This window comes from Candidatus Hartigia pinicola, assembly GCA_020541205.1.
Classification (GTDB): domain Bacteria; phylum Pseudomonadota; class Gammaproteobacteria; order Enterobacterales; family Enterobacteriaceae; genus Hartigia; species Hartigia pinicola.
In genome coordinates, this window is sequence record CP048208.1 from 1,835,944 (window position 1) to 1,860,682 (window position 24,739).

At 26.1% G+C, this 24,739-nt stretch carries 6 protein-coding genes; 1 reads left to right on the forward strand and 5 read right to left on the reverse strand.

Annotated elements, in window-relative coordinates; translation table 11 throughout:
- The first annotated feature begins 172 nt into the window (after positions 1-172).
- Complete coding sequence (pitA, locus tag GFV14_RS03375; protein ID WP_457914254.1) at positions 173-1,666, forward strand: inorganic phosphate transporter PitA; 1,494 nt, start codon at positions 173-175, stop codon at positions 1,664-1,666.
- 3,631 nt (positions 1,667-5,297) lie between these two features.
- Here pitA and rpiA read toward each other — a convergent pair.
- From rpiA to ubiH, 5 genes are all read right to left on the reverse strand, one after another.
- Positions 5,298-5,957: a ribose-5-phosphate isomerase RpiA gene (gene rpiA / locus GFV14_RS03380; protein WP_457914255.1), complete on the reverse strand. Its 660-nt coding sequence runs from the start codon at positions 5,955-5,957 to the stop codon at positions 5,298-5,300.
- Positions 5,958-8,954: 2,997 nt separating this feature from the next.
- Positions 8,955-10,376, reverse strand: coding sequence for a dihydrolipoyl dehydrogenase (lpdA, locus tag GFV14_RS03385; RefSeq protein WP_457914256.1), 1,422 nt, complete (start codon positions 10,374-10,376; stop codon positions 8,955-8,957).
- 164 nt (positions 10,377-10,540) lie between these two features.
- Positions 10,541-12,094 (reverse strand): dihydrolipoyllysine-residue acetyltransferase, encoded by a 1,554-nt coding sequence (aceF, locus tag GFV14_RS03390; protein WP_457914257.1) that lies wholly within the window; start codon positions 12,092-12,094, stop codon positions 10,541-10,543.
- Between the two features lie 13 nt (positions 12,095-12,107).
- Positions 12,108-14,768, reverse strand: a complete 2,661-nt coding sequence (gene aceE / locus GFV14_RS03395; RefSeq protein WP_457914258.1) for a pyruvate dehydrogenase (acetyl-transferring), homodimeric type — start codon at positions 14,766-14,768, stop codon at positions 12,108-12,110.
- 8,385 nt (positions 14,769-23,153) lie between these two features.
- On the reverse strand, positions 23,154-24,332 hold the full coding sequence (ubiH, locus tag GFV14_RS03400; protein ID WP_457914259.1) for a 2-octaprenyl-6-methoxyphenyl hydroxylase: 1,179 nt from the start codon (positions 24,330-24,332) through the stop codon (positions 23,154-23,156).
- Between the last annotated feature and the right edge of the window lie 407 nt (positions 24,333-24,739).

Consider the following 24,739-nt stretch of genomic DNA (forward strand, 5'->3'; position numbering starts at 1 on the left):
TCAAAATCAGCATAAATTTAATTCATTTAATATTTTGATACTTATAAAGTAAATTTTATATTACACTTTTGATAGATATTAAATCAACAAAATATTAGATTTTTCTTCCTTATCTAGTGTTTGTAACTGATAATGATCCGCGTGAATAATCAACATAAATGGCTTAACATCTATGCTATATCTTTTTACAGGATTAGAATTTTACACCGGCTTATTACTAGTCTTAGCATTGTTATTTGTACTACTTTATGAAGCTATAAACGGTTTTCATGATACAGCAAATTCGGTTGCTACAATTATTTCTACTCATGCAATGCAAGCAAAATTTGCCGTTGTTATGTCGGGTGTATTTAACTTTTTCGGCGTGTTACTTGGAGGGTTAAATGTTGCATATACAATTGTTCATCTTTTACCAACGGATATTTTGCTTAACGTAAATTCTACTCATAGTCACGCTCTTATGATGGTTTTTTCATTACTATTAGCTGCGATTATCTGGAACCTTAGCACGTGGTTTTTTGGTATCCCTGCATCAAGTTCTCATACTTTGATTGGTGCAATTATTGGTATTGCTTTCACTCACGCCATAGTGACGAATTCATCTATTGTAAATGCTTTAAATATAGAAAAAATAATAAATATTTTTATATCCCTTATACTTTCTCCTGCTATCGGTTTTTTATTTTCTGGATTAATATTTTTTATACTACGTCATTACTGGAGCGGAACAAAAAAACGTCGACGTATTCACTTTACACCAATTGAACGTGAAAAAAAAGATGGTAAGCGTAAACCTCCATTTTGGACGCGTACTGCATTGATCATTTCAGCCGTCGGTGTTAGTTTTTTCCATGGAGCGAATGATGGTCAAAAAGGTATCGGTCTTATTATGTTAGTCTTAATCGGCGTGGCACCTGCAGGTTTTGTTGTAAATATGAATTCAAGTGATTATGAGATCGCAAAAACTCACGATGCTCTTGTTTATTTACAGCAATATTATGAAGTACACAAACCAGAGTTAAATTACACGATTAAAAATAAACTTACTAGAGATCATGTAAATGTAGTAAATAAAGAGTTTTATTGTGACAACTCAAATTCTATAATTATTTTGCATCAAGCTCAAACTTTACTACGCGGAATTAAAAGTTATAATGAGTTAACGACTGAAAAACGTAGCTATATTCGCTGTTTGTTATTATGTATTTCTGATACCGCTAACGCAGTTGCAAAATCATCTGAAACAAGCTCAAAAGATACATTAATACTGAAAAAAATAACTAATGACCTACTATCTACCATTGAATATGCACCACTTTGGATCATTATATCTGTCGCTTTAGCATTATCTATTGGAACTATTTTTGGTTGGAGACGTGTTGCTATTACTATCAGCAAAAAAATTGGTAAAAAAGACATGATGTATTCTCAAGGAGTCTCAGCGCAAGTTACTACTGCTATATTTATTTGTATAGCAAGTTATACTGGCATGCCGGTTTCTACAACGCAAGTATTGTCTTCTGCTATTGCAGGAACTATAGTTGTTGAGGGCGGGGGTATACAAAACAAAACCATTAAAAACATTATATTAGTATGGATTTTAACACTTCCTCTTTCTATTCTACTCTCAGGTAGTTTATATTGGATTTCTTTATTAATCATTTAGTACTTCAATATCTCTAGTCAAGATAAAAATTTTTACAAAATAATATATTTAATAGTTATAACCTTGTAGGTTATTATACTTCTTTTTTTAAGAATGTTGTTAATAAGAACATTATCCACAAAGCATTGATCTATAAAAATTTATATAATGCAAGTACTGCTCTTAAAAATGTGAGCTATATAGATAATGCAATATTACTCAAGATATTACGACTATTTAATTAAATTAGTTAAGCTAATAAATATCAGCAACTAAATTGTATTTATTTATAAAATATTTACAGAATTTTCAAAGAATCGTCTAATTATTTCTACAAAATAGAAAAATAACATATCTTACATTCAAAAACTACAAGCTATTAACTAAATTATAATACTTTGTATAACTTTTTATATTGAGCGCTTACCTAAAATGCAAAATATATTACACTCTATAATCTTAATGTCTGAGGATTGTATAAATAGTATTTAATATATTATATTTCCTGATTAAAATACTAATTTTCAATATAAAAGTACGTACTTAATTAATTCATTGACTAATAAAACTTTATTCTAAATATCATTTTCTACTTCTTAAGTATTATAAGATCAAATACAAATTCATATTTACAGAATAGTTGGAAATCATCTCAATAACAATATTGTATGATCCATTTGAAATTAAAAATAATATATTAATTAGTTATGGAATAAACGCCTTATGTAGTTTTTAAAAACCTTAGTGTGTATACAATTAAATTATTACATGGACGTTATACTAGAGTTTCTCTATTTTAATTTCCTGTATATTTTTAGAAAATAAACTAAAATACTAATACACATTTATATTGACGTTAATTTTAAAAATTAAACTCTTGAGGTGTATTATAATTCTAAACCTATTGATAAATTTCCTATAACTATCTTATAGATTACTAAGATACATATATGCAATATCTGCTAAGTTTTTTCCTAAATTAGTTTCGAAATAAAATTACAATTATCTATTTAAATACTAATAGTATTTTGTATTTACTATTTTATAGTAAATACATGACGGTTATAATTTCTTACCTTCCCTAAATTTACTAATCATTAAGCTATTTATATAACTATATTCAGGTCATATTTTTTTATAAGAATTCAAGCTGAGAGACAAGAATAAAATTAACTTTTAAAATATTCAAATCATAAAAATAAATACTGCTATGTACGTTTCATTTACACAGAATTTTATTATACAGGCAGAAGTAATATTAATACTAAGCACTATTTATTGTTAAACGTTTCAAATGAGTAAAAATAACGCTTCAATGATTCTTTCAAAGAAAGAAATATTACAATACACTTTTACTTATACATAAAATATAATAACAAAAATCATTTTATTTTCTAACTAAACATGTATCTTCTTAAATAAAAATATTGTTTCGACAGTAAACAATTTATAAAAGTATCGTTAATGATATTGAATAAAAATATAATTTTTCTAAATTTTTAAACACAGAACTAGATAAAACCTGAACGTTTTCTATTATGCGATTACACTTACAATCTTAAGTATCTTTAAATACATTATAATATAATTGTTAAAATTATACAATACATTACTATAAAATAAAAATTCTCTAAAAAAATATAAAAGTATTCCAAAAAAACTTGTGTCATCTATTATTAATAGATGTATATCGTCAACATCAACATATAGACCTTCAGAGTGAAATAATCAAAGTTTCTGGACTACTAAGTACAACATCAAAAAAGTTGAGTTTCCTGTAAAACAGGGGTATAATTATTATCAAATACCTGGATACAGCGCTTCTCTTTATAACTAATTTAATATAAAATAGCATAAAAAAATCTTGCATTTAGCTGCGATATTGTAAATCAACGAATGTTTATAATAGAATAATAAATTAGAGATTATACCGACAAAAATCAAAGATCTTTTACTCTTTTAGAACCCTTATCTTCGTGCATGATGCTTAAAATTATAGTAACATAGCGTGATAAATAGCAGACATAAAATATTATATTCTGAGATTGATTCCAGAGGTAAGTTTACCGCTCATTATTGTCATCATTTACAGTTATTTTCTAATCTAGAATGCATGGTTTTATTTATCGCTTCAATGCAAGCATTATAATGATTTGTTATTAATACTACTCGAATTTTAGTAAATGCATATCGAAAAGTTATCTACTTTTAAAGTGATATTAGGATATGCTGTGATATTAAATAAAATTTTCAAATTCAAAATACAGAAGGTTAATAATAATTAATAAAAATAAAATATTAAATACACTCAAAATCTACATTGATAATTAATCAAAACTCAGCTATTAATGCTATACATAAGTATCTTGGATACACTGATGAAATATTACTTTAAGTATAATGTATAATGTATAATGTATTATAACATATTACTGATAAACATTTTATTTTAGTAACAATCTAAAATATTTAATTTTATCTTATAAGTTAAACAATTATCTTAAGTAGAAATATTATACAGTTTTACTAATCAATTTTCACCTAAATCAACAAAATTATATTCACTATATTACTATTTCTATCTTTATTTAAAAACTACTTAAGCGAATATCGTATAATACTTTAAATAATGTCCATACCCTTAATATGATATTAAAACTTATTCATCAAGTCTTAGCATAATCAATAAGTAATAGTACTTGTTTTAATTTTGTAAAAATATAATTTGATAATAGTTAATATGAGTACAATTTACTGCTTGTAAATGTTAAACAGTAATCTACTAGATTACTTTGTAATAATAAAAATTTAATTGTTATTTTCTCAGTATACCTTAATTATTTCTCTATTTTATCATAATTCAGATTTATAACTAGTACACTGTACTCCTGTAATATATACATAAAAAACAAGCGAATTATTCATATAATGCATGACCTAGTATTTTTATGAATATATATAAAAATATACAGTATAAATATCTAAATAAATACCACTATAATAACAATAAAAAATTTGGATAAATTATATCTAAAATAGATACAATGCACTGGATCAGATCATGTCAAAGCAATTGTTTTCTTCTTCATCTAAACATCATAGGTGCTATCTTGTATATAGTACTAGTACATAAAATACTAAAGCTATCATTTTTACTCTAGATAAAATTTCAATAATTTCTCTTGAGTTAATATGCAACAGTACTCCTTCTCTTATAATTTTAATAACATTTCGCACTCTTAATCACATACAAGATAAAATGTGAAAGTATAATTTTAATAAATAACACTCTTTCTTATTTATATAATAGTCTTATATAACTTGTAACTTTTAATTTGTAACTTCTAGTAAATATCGATAATTGTCAAATAAATTTTATCTTTCAAGATATATAAAAACTTACTTTTTAGCCTTTGGTCAGTAAGACACTAAATAATTCTTGGTCAATATTTAAGAACATCTATTATAAATAATCAGTAGTTATTTTAATTCATAATATTTCAATATATAACTGATATAGCTCTCGCCATCATACTAAAAATTAACTATCTATTATGTTGTACTAAACTATTAAAAAACATAGACAATCTTGATTTCCTTGGCGTGTCTTTCTACATACTTACAAGAAACTTATGTGATTGCAATATCTATCTTATGATTTAAAAACTTTTATACCCTCAGTAGTACCCATTAAAATAATATCTGCGCTACGATTAGCAAAAAGACCAACAGTTACAACACCAGCAATGTTATTAATTTTATTTTCAAATGCCATAGGATTAATAATAGTTAAGTTATGTACATCTAAAATAATATTGTTATTATCTGTTATAACATTCTGACGATACTCAGGAATCCCTCCTAGTTTTATTAATTCTCGAGCAACATAACTACGCGCCATTGGAATTACTTCAACTGGCAATGGAAACTTACCCAAAACATCTACTTGTTTTGTTTGATCGATAATACACACAAACGTCTTAGATATAGCCGCAATAATTTTTTCACATGTTAATGCTGCTCCACCACCTTTAATCATATTCATATGACGATCGATTTCATCTGCACCATCTACGTAAACATCTAGCATATCAACTTCATTGCAATCAAAAACAGTAAAACCTAATAATCTTAATTTCGCTGTTGATATTTTAGAACTAGAAACCACTCCTTCAATTTGTTCTTTCATTGTTACTAATTCATCAATAAAATAAGAAACTGTAGAACCCGTACCAATACCAATAATTGTACTTGATTTTATATAATCCAATGCAGCCAAAGCCACTGATTTTTTTAATATATCATAAGTCATATTAATGCCTTTTACTATTGTTAAAAAAAGTTCAAGAAATTTAATAACAAGTAGTATATAAATAAATATTTTATAAGTGTAGATTTATCTATTACATTATTTTTCATATTTTATAGATATGATTATCTAACTAACATCTTAGTGATAATTATAATAATACAATTTCTTATTTCACGATATTAAAACAATAAAATTTTCATAAAGAAATTTACTTTCTTGGCATTTTAAAACTAGATATTATTATTCATAAATAAAAATTATAACTAGCATCGCAATAACTATATATATTGCCTATTCTGCTATACCATAACATACACACTAGCTAGAAATTTTTTGAAGTCTTCTGCCATTCATATGAAAAATTACATCATAAGGACCAACAAAGAGATAAAAACTATTAGCAATACTTTATTCAATAAAATTATTGAAAGATATATAGCATCATAGTGGAAATCACTACTCGATAAATAATAATAAATTTCTTTTATAGTACACACTAATATATGAATTTCATAGTTATTATTGACTAATTTCAATATTATTTTAAATAAATTTTCTATTAAACTTATATATTTAAGTTTAAGATAGAAAAAACAACTCAGTGCATTTAAACGTCATAAAATCGTGCAAATGATAATTACTGCACATTATATCAAGACTAATTTAATCAGCAGATGCAGTCAAAACATTTAACTATATATTGTCTTCTCCCTAGATTATATAATATACTGATTTTACTAATAGATAATACTTATCTTAGTCTTTAAGGTTATCTAGCGTACGTATCATCATTGAGAATGATACACACTAAACGATTATAAAACATATTTTATTTTCAGGTAAAGTCACTTATACATAAGATAAGAACATGAGAAAATTAATTTAACCAATTAAACAACATCACACTTGATGTATCAGTCTGTATTTTAAAATAAATACATTTCTTACAATAGTGAGCAGTGTTTTTATATTTAAAATATATATTATAGAAAAACTAAATACAATAAGATTATATTTTAATCTAAAACGCTAAAAATGAAGAAAAATCATTATTTTTACTAAAAAATGTATAAAAATTAACACAAACACAAACACAAACACAAACACAAACACAAACACAAACATCTAATAGTCTATTCGCTATAATTTTATACGACAAAATAATCAAATAATATTATCAACCTGAAAGAGTTGAGATTAATACTAATTATCTGTCTTGTACATTTCTTTATACTTTCTTCAGTAACTAATATTGCTTTAACGATATCATATGTAAAAATTATATTAAAATATAAAATTTTGAAAATCGTACTATCTTAATAGTTTTACTTAATACATAATATTTTATTATTCACATATGTTTTAATTGCACAACTATTATACGATAAGATATGCTTTAAACATATAAGAAACTTTATACAAGCTAAAAATATTTAAGTAATTTTCTGTCTATAATATCGCTACTCTAAATTGCTATTATATTAATAAATTTTCACTGTTAAAATTAATACATTGTATATTTTGAAAATATTTCCAATAATATAATTTATTATAATTCATATATATATTAACATTGAGACATAAATAATCATGACAGTTATTTTTAAATTCTAAATACTGCCAGTATCGATTTATCAAACTGATTTTTGACTACTGTTTTAATAAGATATTCACATCTATTTTAATAAATGTATTTTCTAAAATTTAAAATAGTAATATAAAATAATTTTGTTAAAAACATCACTAAAAATATCACTTTACCAACCGATTTTTTAAGATATAATACCTCATATAAATTATTTACCTGAAATCGTATATATTTTAATTATTAAGCCATAAAATTAAATTTATTAAAACATTTTTCACAAATACACTACTACAGTCTATTTTCAAAAGAACACAAAATGATTATGTTAAAAATTCTCAACTAACCTTTAACAACATCACATGAAAAATTTTTATTTATAAACTAAAGTATAGAATTAGTTTTTAACTTAAAAAATGAATTGATACTAAAACAATACCGATATACGCTTCAAGTGATGTCTATTTATTCAATACTGTTATTTGACTTAAAAATATTTCTTATATAATTAAACTTCATACCATGATCAGCATTGAGCTTTGCAATGGAATTTAATGAAAAATTCAACCTTTACTATGTAGTCGTTTTAGTAAAACTAGATAATCTAAAAAAATAGTTTACTATCAGTTAATAATAGAATAACTTTCTTAGTTAATGTGTTATTTATTTCTCAAACATAATTTTACTAAAATTTAAATAAAAATCTTAAAATCATTCCAGAGAACAATCAAGACAAGTTTAATATTACGAAAAATTTTAGTTATTACATTCATTTTTAAAATATACTACTGCTTAGCGAGTAAAAAGCTATTCAACTAAATATTAAAGAAATAATTGTGCTTATTTTAGCATAACCAAAGATGGAATTAATATAATTTTCAAATTAATATTATTAGGAAACATAAGATTAATTATTTGTTTTAACGATGCCTATCACATATTTTAAATAATGTGTTTTAATCATATTTTCAGTATAGCTAATTATTTTGTATTTCAATAAATGACGAATAATATATTAATCTCTAAGCTTTTAGCACAGCATTCTTTCATATAATATTTTTCTATTTATTGTTGTTTATATACTGTTTATCTTGAAAAGACACTTAAATAATTTTAATTAAATAAAACTCTAGTATGATTTTTTTAAAAAAACAAAAATATTGCCTTATGTAAAAAAATCTAACAGATAATAATGAGTTTATTATTAATTTCAAATAATTTTTATTATGATAAAATATCATTAACTCAATTGTTGTAATGTATGCTATAATATAGTTATATTTAAATTGTTTTTATTATCAGATCAAACAAGTATAATACATTATTTTAAAAGTAAAATTAATAAAAATAAATTTATGTATTTTACTAAACATTACCTCATGCAGAGACCATTTATTGTAATTATAAACAACTTATTTTTCTACCTTTACCTGTGGTAAATCAGTATTACTTCCTTCATAGATCTTGGCTGCCATACCAATTGATTCGTATAGTGTTGGATGTGCATGAATAGTTAGTGCGATATCTTCTGCATCACAACCCATTTCAATTGCCAGGCTAATTTCACCCAATAACTCACCGCCATTAACACCAACAACCGCACCACCAATAACACAATGAGATCGCTTATCAAAAATAAGCTTAGTTATACCTTTAGAATAATTAGAAGAAATTGCACGACCAGAAGCTACCCATGGGAACGTTGCGATTGCATAACTGATATTTTTCTCTTTTGCTTCTTTTTCTGTAAGACCCACCCAAGCAACTTCAGGATTAGTATAAGCAATAGATGGAATTACTTTCGGACTGAAATAATGTTTCAAGCCAGAGATAACCTCTGCTGCAACATGACCTTCATGAATGCCTTTATGTGCTAACATAGGCTGACCAACAATATCACCAACAGCAAAAATATGAGATATATTAGTACGCATTTGCTTATCGACAAGAATAAAACCACGATCATCAAGCTTCACACCAATATCACACATACCTAAGTTCTTACTATTTGGTATACGACCAACCGCTACTAACACTGCATCATAACGTTGTGGCCTAGTTGATGATTTTTTACCTTCCATAGATATATATATTCCATCTTCTTTTGTTGCAATAGAGGTTATTGTAGTTTCTAACAGTAAGTTGAATTTATTTTGAATTTGTTGAGTAAAAACTTTAACTACATCCTTATCAGCTGAAGGAAGAATTTGGTCAAACATTTCGACAACATCAACTTGAGAACCTAATGCATGATATACAGTTCCCATCTCTAAGCCAATAATTCCTCCTCCTATAACCAGTATACGCTTTGGAACTTCTTTCAGTTTTAATGCATCTGTAGAATCCCAAATACGGGGATCTTCATGAGGAATATATGGTAAACTAATAGGACGTGAACCTGCTGCAATGATTGCATTATCAAAGTTAATTGTAATGCTATCACTTTTACTTTCAACAACTAATGTATTCCTATCCGTAAATATACCAAAACCATTAATAATATCTACCTTTCGAGATTTTGCCATAGTAGTGAGACTATTCGTTATTTGACTGATAATTTTATCTTTCCATAAACGAACTTTAGAAATATTAATTTTTGGTTCATTAAAAATGATACCAGATTTTCCTAAAGATTTAGCTTCCTCAACTACTATTGCAATATGCAATAATGCTTTCGAAGGGATACAGCCGACATTCAAACAAACACCACCTAAATTTGAATAACGTTCAACTAATACCGTTTTCAAACCTAAGTCAGCACAACGAAAAGCTGCAGAATACCCTGCTGGGCCTGCACCAAGAACAACAACTTGAGTTTGAATTTTACTACTCATAATAGCCTCTTTTATTTTATACTGAAGAGCAAATACAAAAATGAATTGTTATACTAAAAATATTCTGTGAATTATTTATAATATTTTAACACATTAAAAATGCTCATCACATGATATAGCGTTCGTTATAATAAATAACACAAGTGTTCTTCTGGTTTGCTGCATTACATTACGAGTCGACGAATATCATTCATCAATTTAGCAACTAAAGTAATAAAACGAGCACTATCAGCACCGTCAATCACACGATGGTCGAACGAGAGAGAGATGGGTAACATCACACGAGGTATAAACTGACTACCATCCCATACAGGTTTTATAGAAGAACGAGATAACCCTATAATTGCGACTTCTGGTGCATTTATGATTGGTGAAAAACTAGTAGTTCCAATAGAACCAAGATTAGAAATAGTAAGACATCCACCTTGTATATCAGATGCAGTTAACTTACCCTCACGTGCTTTATTAGAAATTTTTATAAGTTCAAAAGAAAGATCGATAATACCCTTCTTATTTACATTTTTAAACACTGGAACGACAAGACCATTAGGCGTGTCAACTGCTATACCAATATTAATATATTTTTTCATGAATAAGCGTTTGCCATCTTCAGCTATAGAAGTATTAAAACGAGGCATTACTTCAAGTGCACGAGCAACTGATTTCATAATAAAAACTACTGGAGTAATTTTAACGTTTAGTTGTTTTTTTGCAGCCTCTTTATTCTGTTGTTTTCGGAACTCTTCAACATCAGTAATATCAATATCTTCTAGTAATGTAACATGTGGAATCGTCGCCCAGTTACGGCTTAAGTTAGCACCGGAAACTTTTTGAATATGGCTTAGTGAAACTTCTTCAATTTCACCAAACTTACTATAATCTACTTGAGGCCATGGAGATATTCTTGGTAAAACAAAACTTGTATCTGATGAAGATTCTACACATTTAACTACATCTTTAATATAATTTTGTAAATCCTCGCGTAAAATACGACCTTTACGCCCAGTCCCTGTTACTTTTGAAAGATCAATACCAAATTCATATGCTAAGCGACGGATGACAGGTGTGGCATGAACAGAAGCGCTATTTTCAAGAGATTTACAATCGTTATTAACTACTGTGTCTAATAACGTTACTGAAGATAAAGAATGGTCTCTAGGTATTGAAGTCGTGACTGACAGGAGAGTAGAAGTTACTTCAAAGATCATAATAAGTGAACCGGTTTGGACCTGATCACCTATCGAGATAATAATTTCTTTAATACTTCCTGAAAATGGTGCGGGAATTTCCATTGAAACTTTATCACCCTCAACAGTAATAATAGATTGATCCGCAGATACTTTATCACCAATTTTCACCATAATTGCAGTAACTTCAACTACTTGCTCACCAATATCTGGCAAATGAATTTCTTTCAATACTACCGATGTATTCATGGAGACTGGAGAAGCTAGAGGTTTTAATGCTAATGGTGGTTCAATACTCTCTCTTGATTCAACAAGCATAATCAATTTTCCAGTAACAACTATATCTCCTACCATAATTTTAATTTCTTTTACCACACCTGATTCTGGAGATGGAATCTCTATAGATGTTTCATTACCTTTCATCATAATTAGAGACTGATCCACTTTTACTAGATCACCAACTTGAACCATCACTTCTGTTACTTCCACTATGTTATCACCGATATCAGGCACTTTAATTTCAATAAACATTGATTATTACCTCTTATGCTAAACGTGGATTAATTTTTTCTGGGTTAATATTATGTTTTTTAATTGCATCTTCAACAACTTTAACATCAACCTCACCACATTTAGCTAATGTACTTAGAACCGCAAGAATGACATACGATCTATCTACTTCGAAATAATCGCGTAGTTTTTCACGGCTATCAGAACGACCAAAACCATCAGTACCTAATACACGATAATTTTTTGATGGTACAAAAGCACGAATTTGTTCTGCAAATAATTTCATGTAATCAGTGGATGCAATTGCAGGTGCGTCATTCATGATTTGAGTAACATATGGTACACGTGGAGTTTCAGATGGATGTAACATGTTCCAACGTTCACAATCTTGACCATCACGAGCCAATTCAGTAAATGACGTCACACTGTAAACATCAGCACTTACTTCGTATTGACTAGATAAAATCTCTGCTGCATCAAAAACATGACGCATCATAGATCCAGAACTTAATAACTGAATCTTAATTTTATTACCCTTTGTTGAAGCTAATTTATAGATACCTTTCAGAATTCCTGATTCAACACCCTTAGGCATTGCATGCATGTGATAGTTTTCATTTAAAGTCGTAATGTAATAATAAATATTTTCTTGTTTTTCTCCATACATACGATCTAAACCATTCTGTATAATAACAGCGACTTCATAAGCATAAGCTGGATCATAAGAAATACAATTGGGGATAGTTAAAGATTGAATATGACTATGACCATCTTCGTGTTGTAAACCTTCACCATTTAACGTAGTACGACCTGAAGTACCGCCAATTAAAAAACCACGTGCATGCTGATCTCCTGCTGCCCACATTAAGTCACCAATACGTTGAAAACCAAATATTGAATAATAAATATAAAATGGGATCATTGGTAGATTATTAGTGCTGTATGATGTAGCAGCAGCCAACCATGATGCGCCTGCCCCCAATTCGTTAATACCTTCTTGCAAAATCTGTCCTTTATAATCTTCTTTATAATAAGCCACTTGATTCCTATCTTGTGGAGTATATTGCTGACCTCTAGAATTATAGATACCAATTTGACGAAACAAACCTTCCATCCCAAAAGTACGAGCTTCATCAGCAATAATTGGAACTAAACGCTCTTTAATAAAGTGATTTTTTAACAATATGTTTAATATACGAACAAATGCGATAGTTGTTGAAATTTCTTTAGGTTGCTCTTCAAATAACTGACTAAAATCGGATAATGCTGGAATTTGTAATTTCTCTTCAAATTTCGCTCGACGAGCAGGTAAATATCCTCCCAAAGCTTTACGACGTTTCTGCAGATATTTAAGCTCTTCAGAATCTTTTTCAAAACAAATATAAGGCAGATTCTCAATTTGATCATTTGTAATAGGTATATTAAATTGATCACGAAAATGACGTAGACTATCTATATTCATATTTTTTACCTGATGAGCAATATTTTTACCTTCAGCTATTTTCCCCATACCATAACCTTTAATTGTTTGAGCTAAGATTACAGTTGGTTTTCCTTTAGTTTCTTGAGCTTTCTTAAAGGCCGCATAAACTTTTTTAAAATCATGCCCACCATGATTTAAAATAGAAATTTCATCATCACTCATTAACTTAACTAACTCAGCAGTCTCTGGAAAACGATTAAAAAAATGCTCACGAAAATATGCACCATCACGTGCTGTAAATGTCTGATAGTCGCCATCAAGAGTCTCATTCATTAACTGAACAAGTTTACCACTAGTATCTTTGCTCAGCAACTTGTCCCAATTAGAACCCCACATAACTTTAATGACTTGCCAGCCTGCGCCGTTAAATATGCTTTCAAGCTCATTAACAATTTTACCATTACCTGTCACAGGACCATCCAATCTCTGTAAATTACAGTTAATAACAAATATAAGATTGTCTAACTGATCACGTGCTGCAATAGTAATAGCGCCTTTAGATTCAGGCTCATCCATTTCACCATCACCTAGAAAAGCATAAACACGTTGCGCTGAAGTATCTTTTAAGCCACGATTTTCAAGATATTTTAAAAATTTAGCTTGATAAATTGAATTAATTGGACTTAACCCCATAGATACTGTAGGAAACTGCCAAAAATCAGGCATTAATTTAGGATGCGGGTAAGCAGATAAACCATTCCCACCCACTTCTTGACGAAAATTATTTAATTGTTCTTCAGTTAAGCGCCCTTCAAGAAAAGCACGAGCATAGATACCAGGAGAAATATGACCCTGAAAAAATACAATATCACCACCGTTATGATCAGCACGAAAAAAATTATTAAAGCAAACTTCATATAAAGTTGCAGAAGATTGAAACGATGCTATATGACCACCTAATTCTAGTTTCTTCCTAGAAGCACGCAACACAATCATTAGTGCATTCCAGCGAATTGCTGAACAAATACGATACTCTACATCTATATTACCAGGGTATACTGGCTCATCTTCAAGAGAAATAGTATTAATATAATCAATATCATCAGATTCAATAGCTTTAATATTAATACCGCTTTTACACGCTTCGCTTAATAGTTGTTCAATAATAAACGTAGCGCGATCAAGACCTTCTTCACGGATAACCGATTTAATCGCTTGTATCCAATCACGCGTTTCAATCGGATCCACATCATTTTTTAATATATCTGACATGGTGTATTCCTTATTTATTATATATTGTTATATTTATATAAAGCCTATCTTTTCTCTATCCATCCCAAAAATATAAAGAAAATAAGCCCCTCTGCCTTTTACGAGATAAATCTTAAAGAGAATACTGAAAGTATTACAAATGAAATAGTTAATAATTTATACAACTAATTGAACTCAAGATATTATTATAACTTTCTGAAAGAATGTTTAAAATTTTTTTTGCGAGTTATATCAACAATAACTCTTTAATAAACATTTAGTGACGAATAACCAAAAAAAATTCAGCACGATATTTCTCACTAAGGTATTTATATTTTTATAGGTATATAAAAATTAAAAATTTTCACGAATATTGTCAATATAGTGGTTATACAGCATGAAAATTCAATCTTACTCAACTATATACAACTTCTATAACGATCAAGTAATATTGTAGAATAAAATAAAACTCAAAATAAAGCCTATTGTTTTATATAATTTTTAATTAATTCATAAATTTTCCAAATGTCTTCTAAGTTATCATCAGTACAATACAATATCATAATCACAAAACTCTTTAAGAGTACAGAAAGTGTTAAGCATATTAAATTGAGATTTTTCATGCACTACAAGCAATGTATATAATACATTATTAAAGATTTTCCATATTTTTTTGAATATAATACTAACATTAGCATCATTCAGATAAGAAAAATTTCACCTTAAAAGTTGGCGTAGTGTTAGGTGTGGATAACAATCAATCATTGAAATTTTTCCTAGGTTCTAGTTAAGACAACGCTTCACTAAGACCTAATATTTTTATATATAAGGTATTTTCGGTTCATCTTGATAATATTTATATATTTAAATATAAAATTTTATTTTAATCAATAACTTGCTATGATTATAAGTGAGTCATTATTGATTTGATATCATTCTCAGTATTGACTAATAAAATTTATTAATTTCTCAAGATACATCATTTAATACAGGATGTATTTATTATCTATGATAATCTGATTTCAAATAATAAAATTTTGCACAATTTAATAAGTTTGTAATTTATAGTATGTCCTTATAAATAAAAAAGTAACTAATTCACAAACTCGGATTTAAAAAATAATTACATATAAATTACTGAAATAAGATACTGTAATAAACAGGAATAATTATGCGTATATAATAATAATTAAATAAATATTGACTACACATTCTCCATAATCTACTTTTTTTTGGTCATTTAATAGGAATTAATATCTCTAATATCTAAATTATTATTATTTTATTTAATAAAAATGAAATGATATTCAATGGACAATACTTAAAAATTATTTTGATTGAAAAATCACTTTCTTTAACATTTTTTATCGAAAAAAATAAACTACAATAACAATGCTAAACGAGAAATATTGTATAATTAAATATTGATTACTTAATCAATAAGAACATAAATACCATTAGAAATATATATCTATAAGATGTTTTGTGCATTGTTATAGATCTGTTAAAAAATTTTACACTAGGAGTGTACTCTACAATCTTTTTTAAGAAAGAGTATAGTACATGTAATTATTTGAAAATTTGCAAAAAGAAAGTATTATAAATAAATCCTAACTTAAAAAATGAAGTTTATGCAATTATTTCAGTAGTCAATAGAGCGTTAATGTTACTGTTATTAATTTTAATTGAAAGAAAATCTCTAAAGTATTATATAATATAATAGTGATGAAGTTAAAAAAAGAATCATAATAGAAGATACAGTTGTATTAATATCAATTAATATAACAACCGCTTGCATACGTGAAGAATGTATTTATGAATAACAACTATTCAAGTTAATCATGTTCCGATAATATGTATGTATATACTAAATGAAAACACTAAAATAGCCAAAATAATAAAATTCATATTTGTAATATTAGCATTCATATTTAGATCATCAATCGGTAATTTAATCACTTTGAAATATATTTATATGAGACGCAAAATACTGACATATATTAGAAAAATTCAACTTAAATTTTAAAAGACAGGATTGATTTTCTTGCTATTCTAAACACACACTAAATAATCATTTCATACTCCAAAAATCATAATAGATACTGATCTCTATGTTTAACTTATCATGATCATGACTTATCGTACTATAATAACAATATTACGAGAAAAATAAAATATATTTTTAATAAAATTAAAACACTGCAGACAATAATATTTTAACCTTATAAAAATAATTTCTTCACATAGACCTCTTGATCTTTACATACAAGAAATATTAGTAATAAAAATCAATATTAACTTTTAGCTAAATTACTTTATATTAATAAATTAAAGAATTTATAAAAGCTATACAATAAAAAATATACATTTACTTCCAACCCAACGTAATAAAAATTTACAGGTAATTGCTTGAATTATTAAATCGTAACATTTAAACGCATGCCTTACATTCATTTAACTATGAGTTTTCAATCATCGTTACTTAAAATATAAATAAAATTTTTCTCATGTCGCTAAATTCCCGTAATAAGAATCTAGAAATATTGCAATAATAGTATATTTAACTAATAAATATATTGTAATAAAGTATCGAGATTATCATAAAAAAATACAGTATCATTTACTAATCGCAGTTCTTAACTCAAAAGAAAACAATGGTATAAATTGTTTAATAAAAATATAAAAGAAACTCTTATATATAAATGTATGTAATGATACGTTGCAAGTTCATGATATTATAAATTGATTATGAGAAATTTAACTGAACAGGTTATGTTATCTATGATTTTTATTAAATTATCAAAATTACTAAATTAGTTATCGCGATACTATCAAGATTTTTGATGCCTTAATTATCATTAGGTAATTAAAAATAATTGGACCATACATGATAAACGTTTATTAAAGCTGAATAAAATGATTCAAAAATATGAGGTACTCAAAATCATCTTTGAGTTATCTATGGATATTATAAAATACAAGCGAGAAAATCAGTATTTAAATTTAAAAATAACAAGAAAGATTATAGAAATTAACATTTTTACTACTTTGAAGTATATATTAATACCTATATTTCAATCATACCGTGAATATTACTCAAAATATCTTAGAAAGATTATTAATTTATGTATGTAACTAATATTTAAGCCACATTAACTATTCCTAGTAATGATCAACAGAGTCTTAATAACAATATTATGCAACAAAATATTGAGGATTATAGCTGATCAAAACCAAGACTGCATTATATTCTAAATTATTTACTACTTAAAATAAAAATAAAATCTTTTCAGTATTTTTCTATAAAGTAGTTATATAATTAATATTCAATTAAAAAAATGAAAGTTAGTATTAAAATACTTCTTGTAATATTTTTATATTCAACAATATTTTCAATAATCTAATATCGGTTAAACGACATTATGATTATAAACATAACTGTTTTCAATCTTAAAATAGTAATATGCAATACTATGCTTTAATAAAGTAGTAAAATATATTCTAATAGTAATCTTTTTGGATATATAGAATAGCATAAAATACTCCATTAACATTGAATTTCTAAAGATTGCAGCGTCTTATAAGAAAGAATGCAATTTATTAAAAAATCCAGTTAATATTATTAGATAACTTTTCATATTTTAATAAAAACATTAATATAATTATATTTAAAAAAATTTTCATATATTCTTAAATTTAGTTGCATTAATTACCATTAAATAATGAAATAACTACCATATGTAAAAACTGATTATTAAATTAATATATAATACTCCTCCAAGAGGAGTCATAATAAAGATAGATTAACAAAACTTCAGCAATATTTATTTTTATTTACTAAGATCCTCGTCTAATTTATGACTCAATATTTCTATTTAAACTATATAAACTTCATATCTATTTTAATATAGAAAGACATTCAATCTGAGTGAAAATATTATCACTACATTTGAATTTCATAAACAATACCATACATCTGTATAAATACTTGTTATCTAAATTTTTAAAATCAAGTTCTTGATAATATTTCTAATAACTAAAAATAAATTATTAATATCTTTTTTGGCCATCATATCATTTTTAATATAACATCTATAAATTAATGAATATTGACATATAGGTTATGTTTTTGACCTTTTCTTATATAAATATTTATCTATTATATTAATTATTAAAATAATCAATACACTCTTATCATAAGATCATACCTTCTCTATTCAAAAGACTTCAAAAGAGATAGAAAATTCAAATATATTTAATACATTCCTAAAAGATTGCTTATACTATCTGTATAATACAGATATTCGAGTCCATTTTGACAACGAATTATTATTTACGACTTACACTACCATACGTATAATACACGCTATTACTTACTACATATTAGAAATAAAATAAAATATTTATGTTAATCACAAAATACAAACCAATATTTTTGCTAATTATTTAGTGATCGTGCAATGTAAAATACATTCCTGAATGATGAAAGTTATTGGTTATTTTGCATTTCTATAAAAGAAAATATATAGCTTCGTGATCAAAATGTTTTATGTTTTATTTTTCATCATTCTCAAAACTAATATTTCCATTGAAGTAGAGTACTATCTAATATTTAAAGGTAAAAGTCACTCACATCAATATTCTTTTAATTACTACAGTTTTTATTAGGATCGTTTCTACTATTATTTTATATGAAAATCATACGGAAAGTAAATCTCAATTTTTTAAATGCATTATAAATTTTTCAAAAATAATATATATTCTAAAGGACTTTATAAGCTTTAAAGCTGATAAAACCTATAAGTTAGATAAATCGACTTTCCTAAATTTTCTAATAAATTTCGTAAAGAATCAAAAAATAACTAACGCATACTACATGTTAGTAGAGTTTTTGTAACTGTTATTTAATAAAGAATATTTTTATCTTAATAAAAAAATGTTCCTTGCTTTTTTACACTAAATTTTCGTGAGTCAAAATCTAAAGACTATTTTTCTACATAGAATTTTATTTATTGTTTTAATAACATATTGTTCTTTCAATATATTTTAAGTGTTGACCTAATTAATTTCATAACATTATTGTATCTACATTATTACATCCTTGATACATTGTATAAATACAATAAAACACTGAAGTTACAACACAATAATATTGAAACAGCTAAAAACATTTACAACTTTTATTCTTCATCAGAAATCAACACTAAGTAAAATTTTTATTAAGTAATAAATGTATTTCTGATTCTTACAAAATCTTCATTCGAAAAATTCAACTTTTTGATAAGGTTTCTTATTAATAATTTCCAAAGAGTCTTTTAAGTTTTTATTAAAAATGATTATTGCCTATTACATAATATAAATATTAAAAACTGCTATCACTAATTCAATAAACGTACGCTTGCTATCAATATCAATACTATTATCTAACTCTACAAATCAGAAAATATGATATCACCTAACGCCTTTTACTCATATTTTATTACTCAAACGACTGTATTCACTTACTATTTTTAAAATTAAACCTATTGAGTTTTATATGTATCATCTAAATAATTGGGAACGTTCTTAATCATTAACATCACTTTTATTATAAAAATTTTAATATATATGAATCAACAAAAATGAAATAAAAACTTTTCTATTATATAAAAACTAGGTTTTACATCTCTAATAAACATTTTAAAATTAGATATCTTAAAAAATTATTTTATTCTATTTTTTATTAACAAAATAACTCAAATAACTAAAATATAATAGAAAATATCATTATAATTATACTGCATTCAACTGACTTAATAAACTAAAAATACGATTTTCCTAGAACGGAGTAGACTTTTCATGTAAAGAATGCTGAATAATTTCTTAACGCCTGAATGAATTAATATGTTCATTACCTATCCCTAATAATATTCGAGCTTTATAAATTTTAAAATATATTCTACCTTACGTGAATCACACCAGGTAAAATAATATCATGAATAGTTTATTTATAAAGATTTATAAAAATTTACAACATAAAAAATCACGCCAACATTATTCCACTCACGTATACAACTAAACTATAAAATATTAATTATTTGAGTTTAATATAATGAAATTTCATAGATTATTGTTCTTGTAAACAGTTATAAAAATAAAGAACTATGTACTCTTTAACATCGAAGAGACTATTATTTTAGAAAAAAAATAAACCATCCGTCAATGAATAAATAATAGATCATGATGGCTCCATTAAATCAAAAAATAAGATAATCAAAGTATGATGTGCATAAAAAACAAATAAAATTTTAAGATTTTTTAATTTACGCAATAAACCTTATCATATCTACGTATTGAACATCATAGATAATAAACTCTTCAATTTTAATCGTTCTAAATAATAAACATAATAATTTACTATACTGTATTGTATTTATTATTTTAAATACAATGAAAGATAGGAGGAATTTACACGATCACAGTAGACTGCGTCATTAAAAATCGCTTCATTTTTTTCAAGTAACGCTCTTTCATTTCTAAAACATAGAATCATGAATGTTATTCAATTATAAAATATGATATATGAGATTACAAACTATCTGTTCATTATAAAATAAAACTATGTTGTATATAAATGCCTGTTTTTATGTTTGAGTATAATCATGTAGTATATTACGTTAATAAAACTGCATAATACAGCTGCTAATAATAATATATAAAATATTTCACTCAATAAATCTCAACTAATATATTATCGCGAACACGACATTGTATCATTTAGATAAAATTCTAATTTTTTAACATAAATTATTACACTTTCTATCATGCTTTTACTTAATAAAAGTGAAATTTAAAATACTCATACTTACAGCTCTCATTTACAAAATAAAGATTACATGTACTAATTATGAAAGTTTTTCATGAACATTATACAATACATTTATTAAAAATTTTATCATGATAACTGTATTCCGCTTTATTCAAGATTAAATGTATATTTTGGTATATATTACGATAACAAAAGAATATTACCGAATTATTCGTTATTAAAATTCTTTAACAATAAATAAAATACATTAAAAAGTAATAATAATCATACTAATTGTACTAAAAGTGTAATCAAAAATAATCATAAAAAAAAGAAAATTATTTTATCTATATTATCTTCAGATAAAATCAAACTTTTACAGCATGGTTGAATATTGATAATGTAAAACAAATAAATGATTTGTCGTAATTGCTATTAGATTGTAAGTTTTTTTCATTAAATAGCTAAGAACACTTTGATATTTCCGTCAATATAAAATACATCAATAATTTTGTAATTACGTTAACATAATAACGTTATTAAAACATTATCTTTCTGATTTAAGAGATTTATTACCTAAAAGTAGTCTTGTAACATTTATAAAACTTATACTGACTAATTATTATTTAACAAAACAAAAGTGATGTTTAGTATACGCAGACTTAAGGTGAAAACTGTACTAAAATTCCACATATAATCCAATCACACAATAAAATAGTAAATACTTTATCTTTTTCTAATTAATATAATCCTAAACACATATAAATAGTAACAGCAGGTTCTTTTTTTAATATAATATTTATTAATTCTCCGTTATTTTGCTTCCTTGTGTATCAATTAACAATATATCTGGTATCTTCTAATCGTAAAAAATATACGATACTTGAATATTTTCAAAGTTCCGTTAGATATTAGAAATATTGTCCCAGCATTCTAAGACATGTTTAACAACATAAGTTTAGAAATTAAATACAACATATATCGTTTATTCTAGAATCGTATTCTCAGAAATCTCTCTCGTAGAAAATAAAAACATCTATAAATACATGAAGAATATTATATTATGATTTAAAACGCTGTTTGAAGCAGAAAATATTTGTCTTCATGCCAAAAGATATTAAGATAACTGCGCTATTTATGTTCTAACTACTGTTCCAAACAAACGTGCATAACTATATTGTAAAAAATTATCTAACAAGATTACTCTTTTCGCAAAGTTACTACTTGCACAATTAAGATAATCATTATATAATTTTCTTACTGTATAATTACCATGAAGGCACTACTGAATACGAGATTCCTTTTAGGCATACATTAATGCACAAAATGCATAATGTAAATTAATTTTCTAAATGTATATCTATTGTTCAAATTCTAAACAATAAAAATTTAAATTATTTCAATCGTACTCAACTTACCTTACCACTAATACGATCTTTTTATTTTAATAAAATAAATAAAATAATCACATTCAAAATATTTTTTCTAAATCAATAAGTTTCAATATATAAATATCTATTTTTACATTCTTTTGTAGGAAAAATAAAACTAGTTAAATGATATAATATTAACAATCACTACATCAAATAATTAAATCTTTTATTTTCTTAATTATATTATTATTTATGTTCTACCCAACCTAGTGTTTGATAAGCTAATACATTACGAACTAATGGTAACATTTCCATAATCATTAATCCTAAATTACGTCCAACTACTAAAGGCAAAAAACGATTAGAAAATAAACGAACTAAATAATCTGTTATCATTATAGTTTTCTCTCTATCTAAAGCTCTAGCTTTCTGATAAGCATATAAAAGTGAATAAGCACCAACATCTAATCCTTTTTGATTAGCAAGCACAATAGACTCTGCAAGTTGCATGACATCACGCATCGCAAGATTAAATCCTTGACCTGCAATAGGATGTAATGTTTGAGCTGCATCACCAACAAGTACAATACGATGACTAATAGCATTCGACGCTATTCTAAGTGATAATGGGTAATAACAACGTGTTCCTGTTTGAATAATTTTACCAAGACGCCAGCCAAAAATTTCCTGAAGTTTGTAAATAAATATCTCATCATCCCAAGATTTAATAACGTCCACTTGTTCTTGTTTGTAACACCACACTAAAAAACTTCGGCCTTGAGACAGAGGTAATAAGGCTAATGGACCGTATTCTGTAAAATGTTCAAAAGCTTTCCCTTTTGGATCTATTGCGGTGTTAATATTAGCAATAATAGCAACTTGACCATAGTTATCTTGCTGATATTGCATATGGCAATTTTTTCTAACTGCTGAATAAGTACCATCCGCTGCAACTAGAAGCTTGCCTTTTATTACTTCACTGTTATCTAACATAACTATCACACCATCAATAGTGCGATGAATTTTTTCGACTTTAGCAGGACAATACAGTGTAACTCCGGGGGCTTGACGTAATAAAGCAAACAAACGTATTATTGCATCCTGTAGTTCAATAACATACCCCAATGCAGATATGCAATAATCTTGTGCATTAATATTCACAAACCCAACAGATCCCCGTTCTGAAACATGAACATGAGTAATAGGAATGACACAATCCGCTAAAGATTTCCAAATATTAATTTTTGATAATCGCTGATATGTACCGTATGCTAAAGCAATAGCTCGAGAACAAAATTCTGAACGCTGTATAAAAGGTAAAGAGGCTTCTATTAATGTAACTGATAATTTTCCTTGACTTAATGAAGAAATTGCAAGCGCTAAAGTAGCACCCACCATTCCACCGCCGCTAATGATTACAGTCATGTTTTATTTATTACCCTTGACTTTATAGTGACATATAACTACTCTAAGTTATTCTTGGTTGAATTTTACTAGGGTTGTTAGTTCTAAATTTATTTACGTTCTATTACAGTATTCAATCATCGAATCTTGATCTTCAATACATATATCAATCACGTAATATTTGCTATCATATATAAATCTAATACAATGCATAGTCTCATACGATACTTAATACTGTTTTAGTTTTAATATAGAAGAAAATTAATATCCAGTCTCAGACAATAATTGAAACTATACAGAAAAACACAAGCTATGCTTTCTAAGCATTTTCGACTTTTATTTTATAATAGTTACGTATCAGTCTTTCTATTTTGAATCAAAAATATTTATATTACAATATACTATACTGATTCTATGATTAAATAACT

Excerpts from the sequence above, each read along its gene's own strand:
- pitA (WP_457914254.1), top strand. The coding sequence starts at position 173 with ATGCTATATCTTTTTACAGGATTAGAATTTTACACCGGCTTATTACTA.
- aceF (WP_457914257.1), bottom strand. The coding sequence starts at position 12,094 with ATGTTTATTGAAATTAAAGTGCCTGATATCGGTGATAACATAGTGGAA.
- ubiH (WP_457914259.1), bottom strand. The coding sequence starts at position 24,332 with ATGACTGTAATCATTAGCGGCGGTGGAATGGTGGGTGCTACTTTAGCG.
- aceE (WP_457914258.1), bottom strand. The coding sequence starts at position 14,768 with ATGTCAGATATATTAAAAAATGATGTGGATCCGATTGAAACGCGTGAT.
- rpiA (WP_457914255.1), bottom strand. The coding sequence starts at position 5,957 with ATGACTTATGATATATTAAAAAAATCAGTGGCTTTGGCTGCATTGGAT.
- lpdA (WP_457914256.1), bottom strand. The coding sequence starts at position 10,376 with ATGAGTAGTAAAATTCAAACTCAAGTTGTTGTTCTTGGTGCAGGCCCA.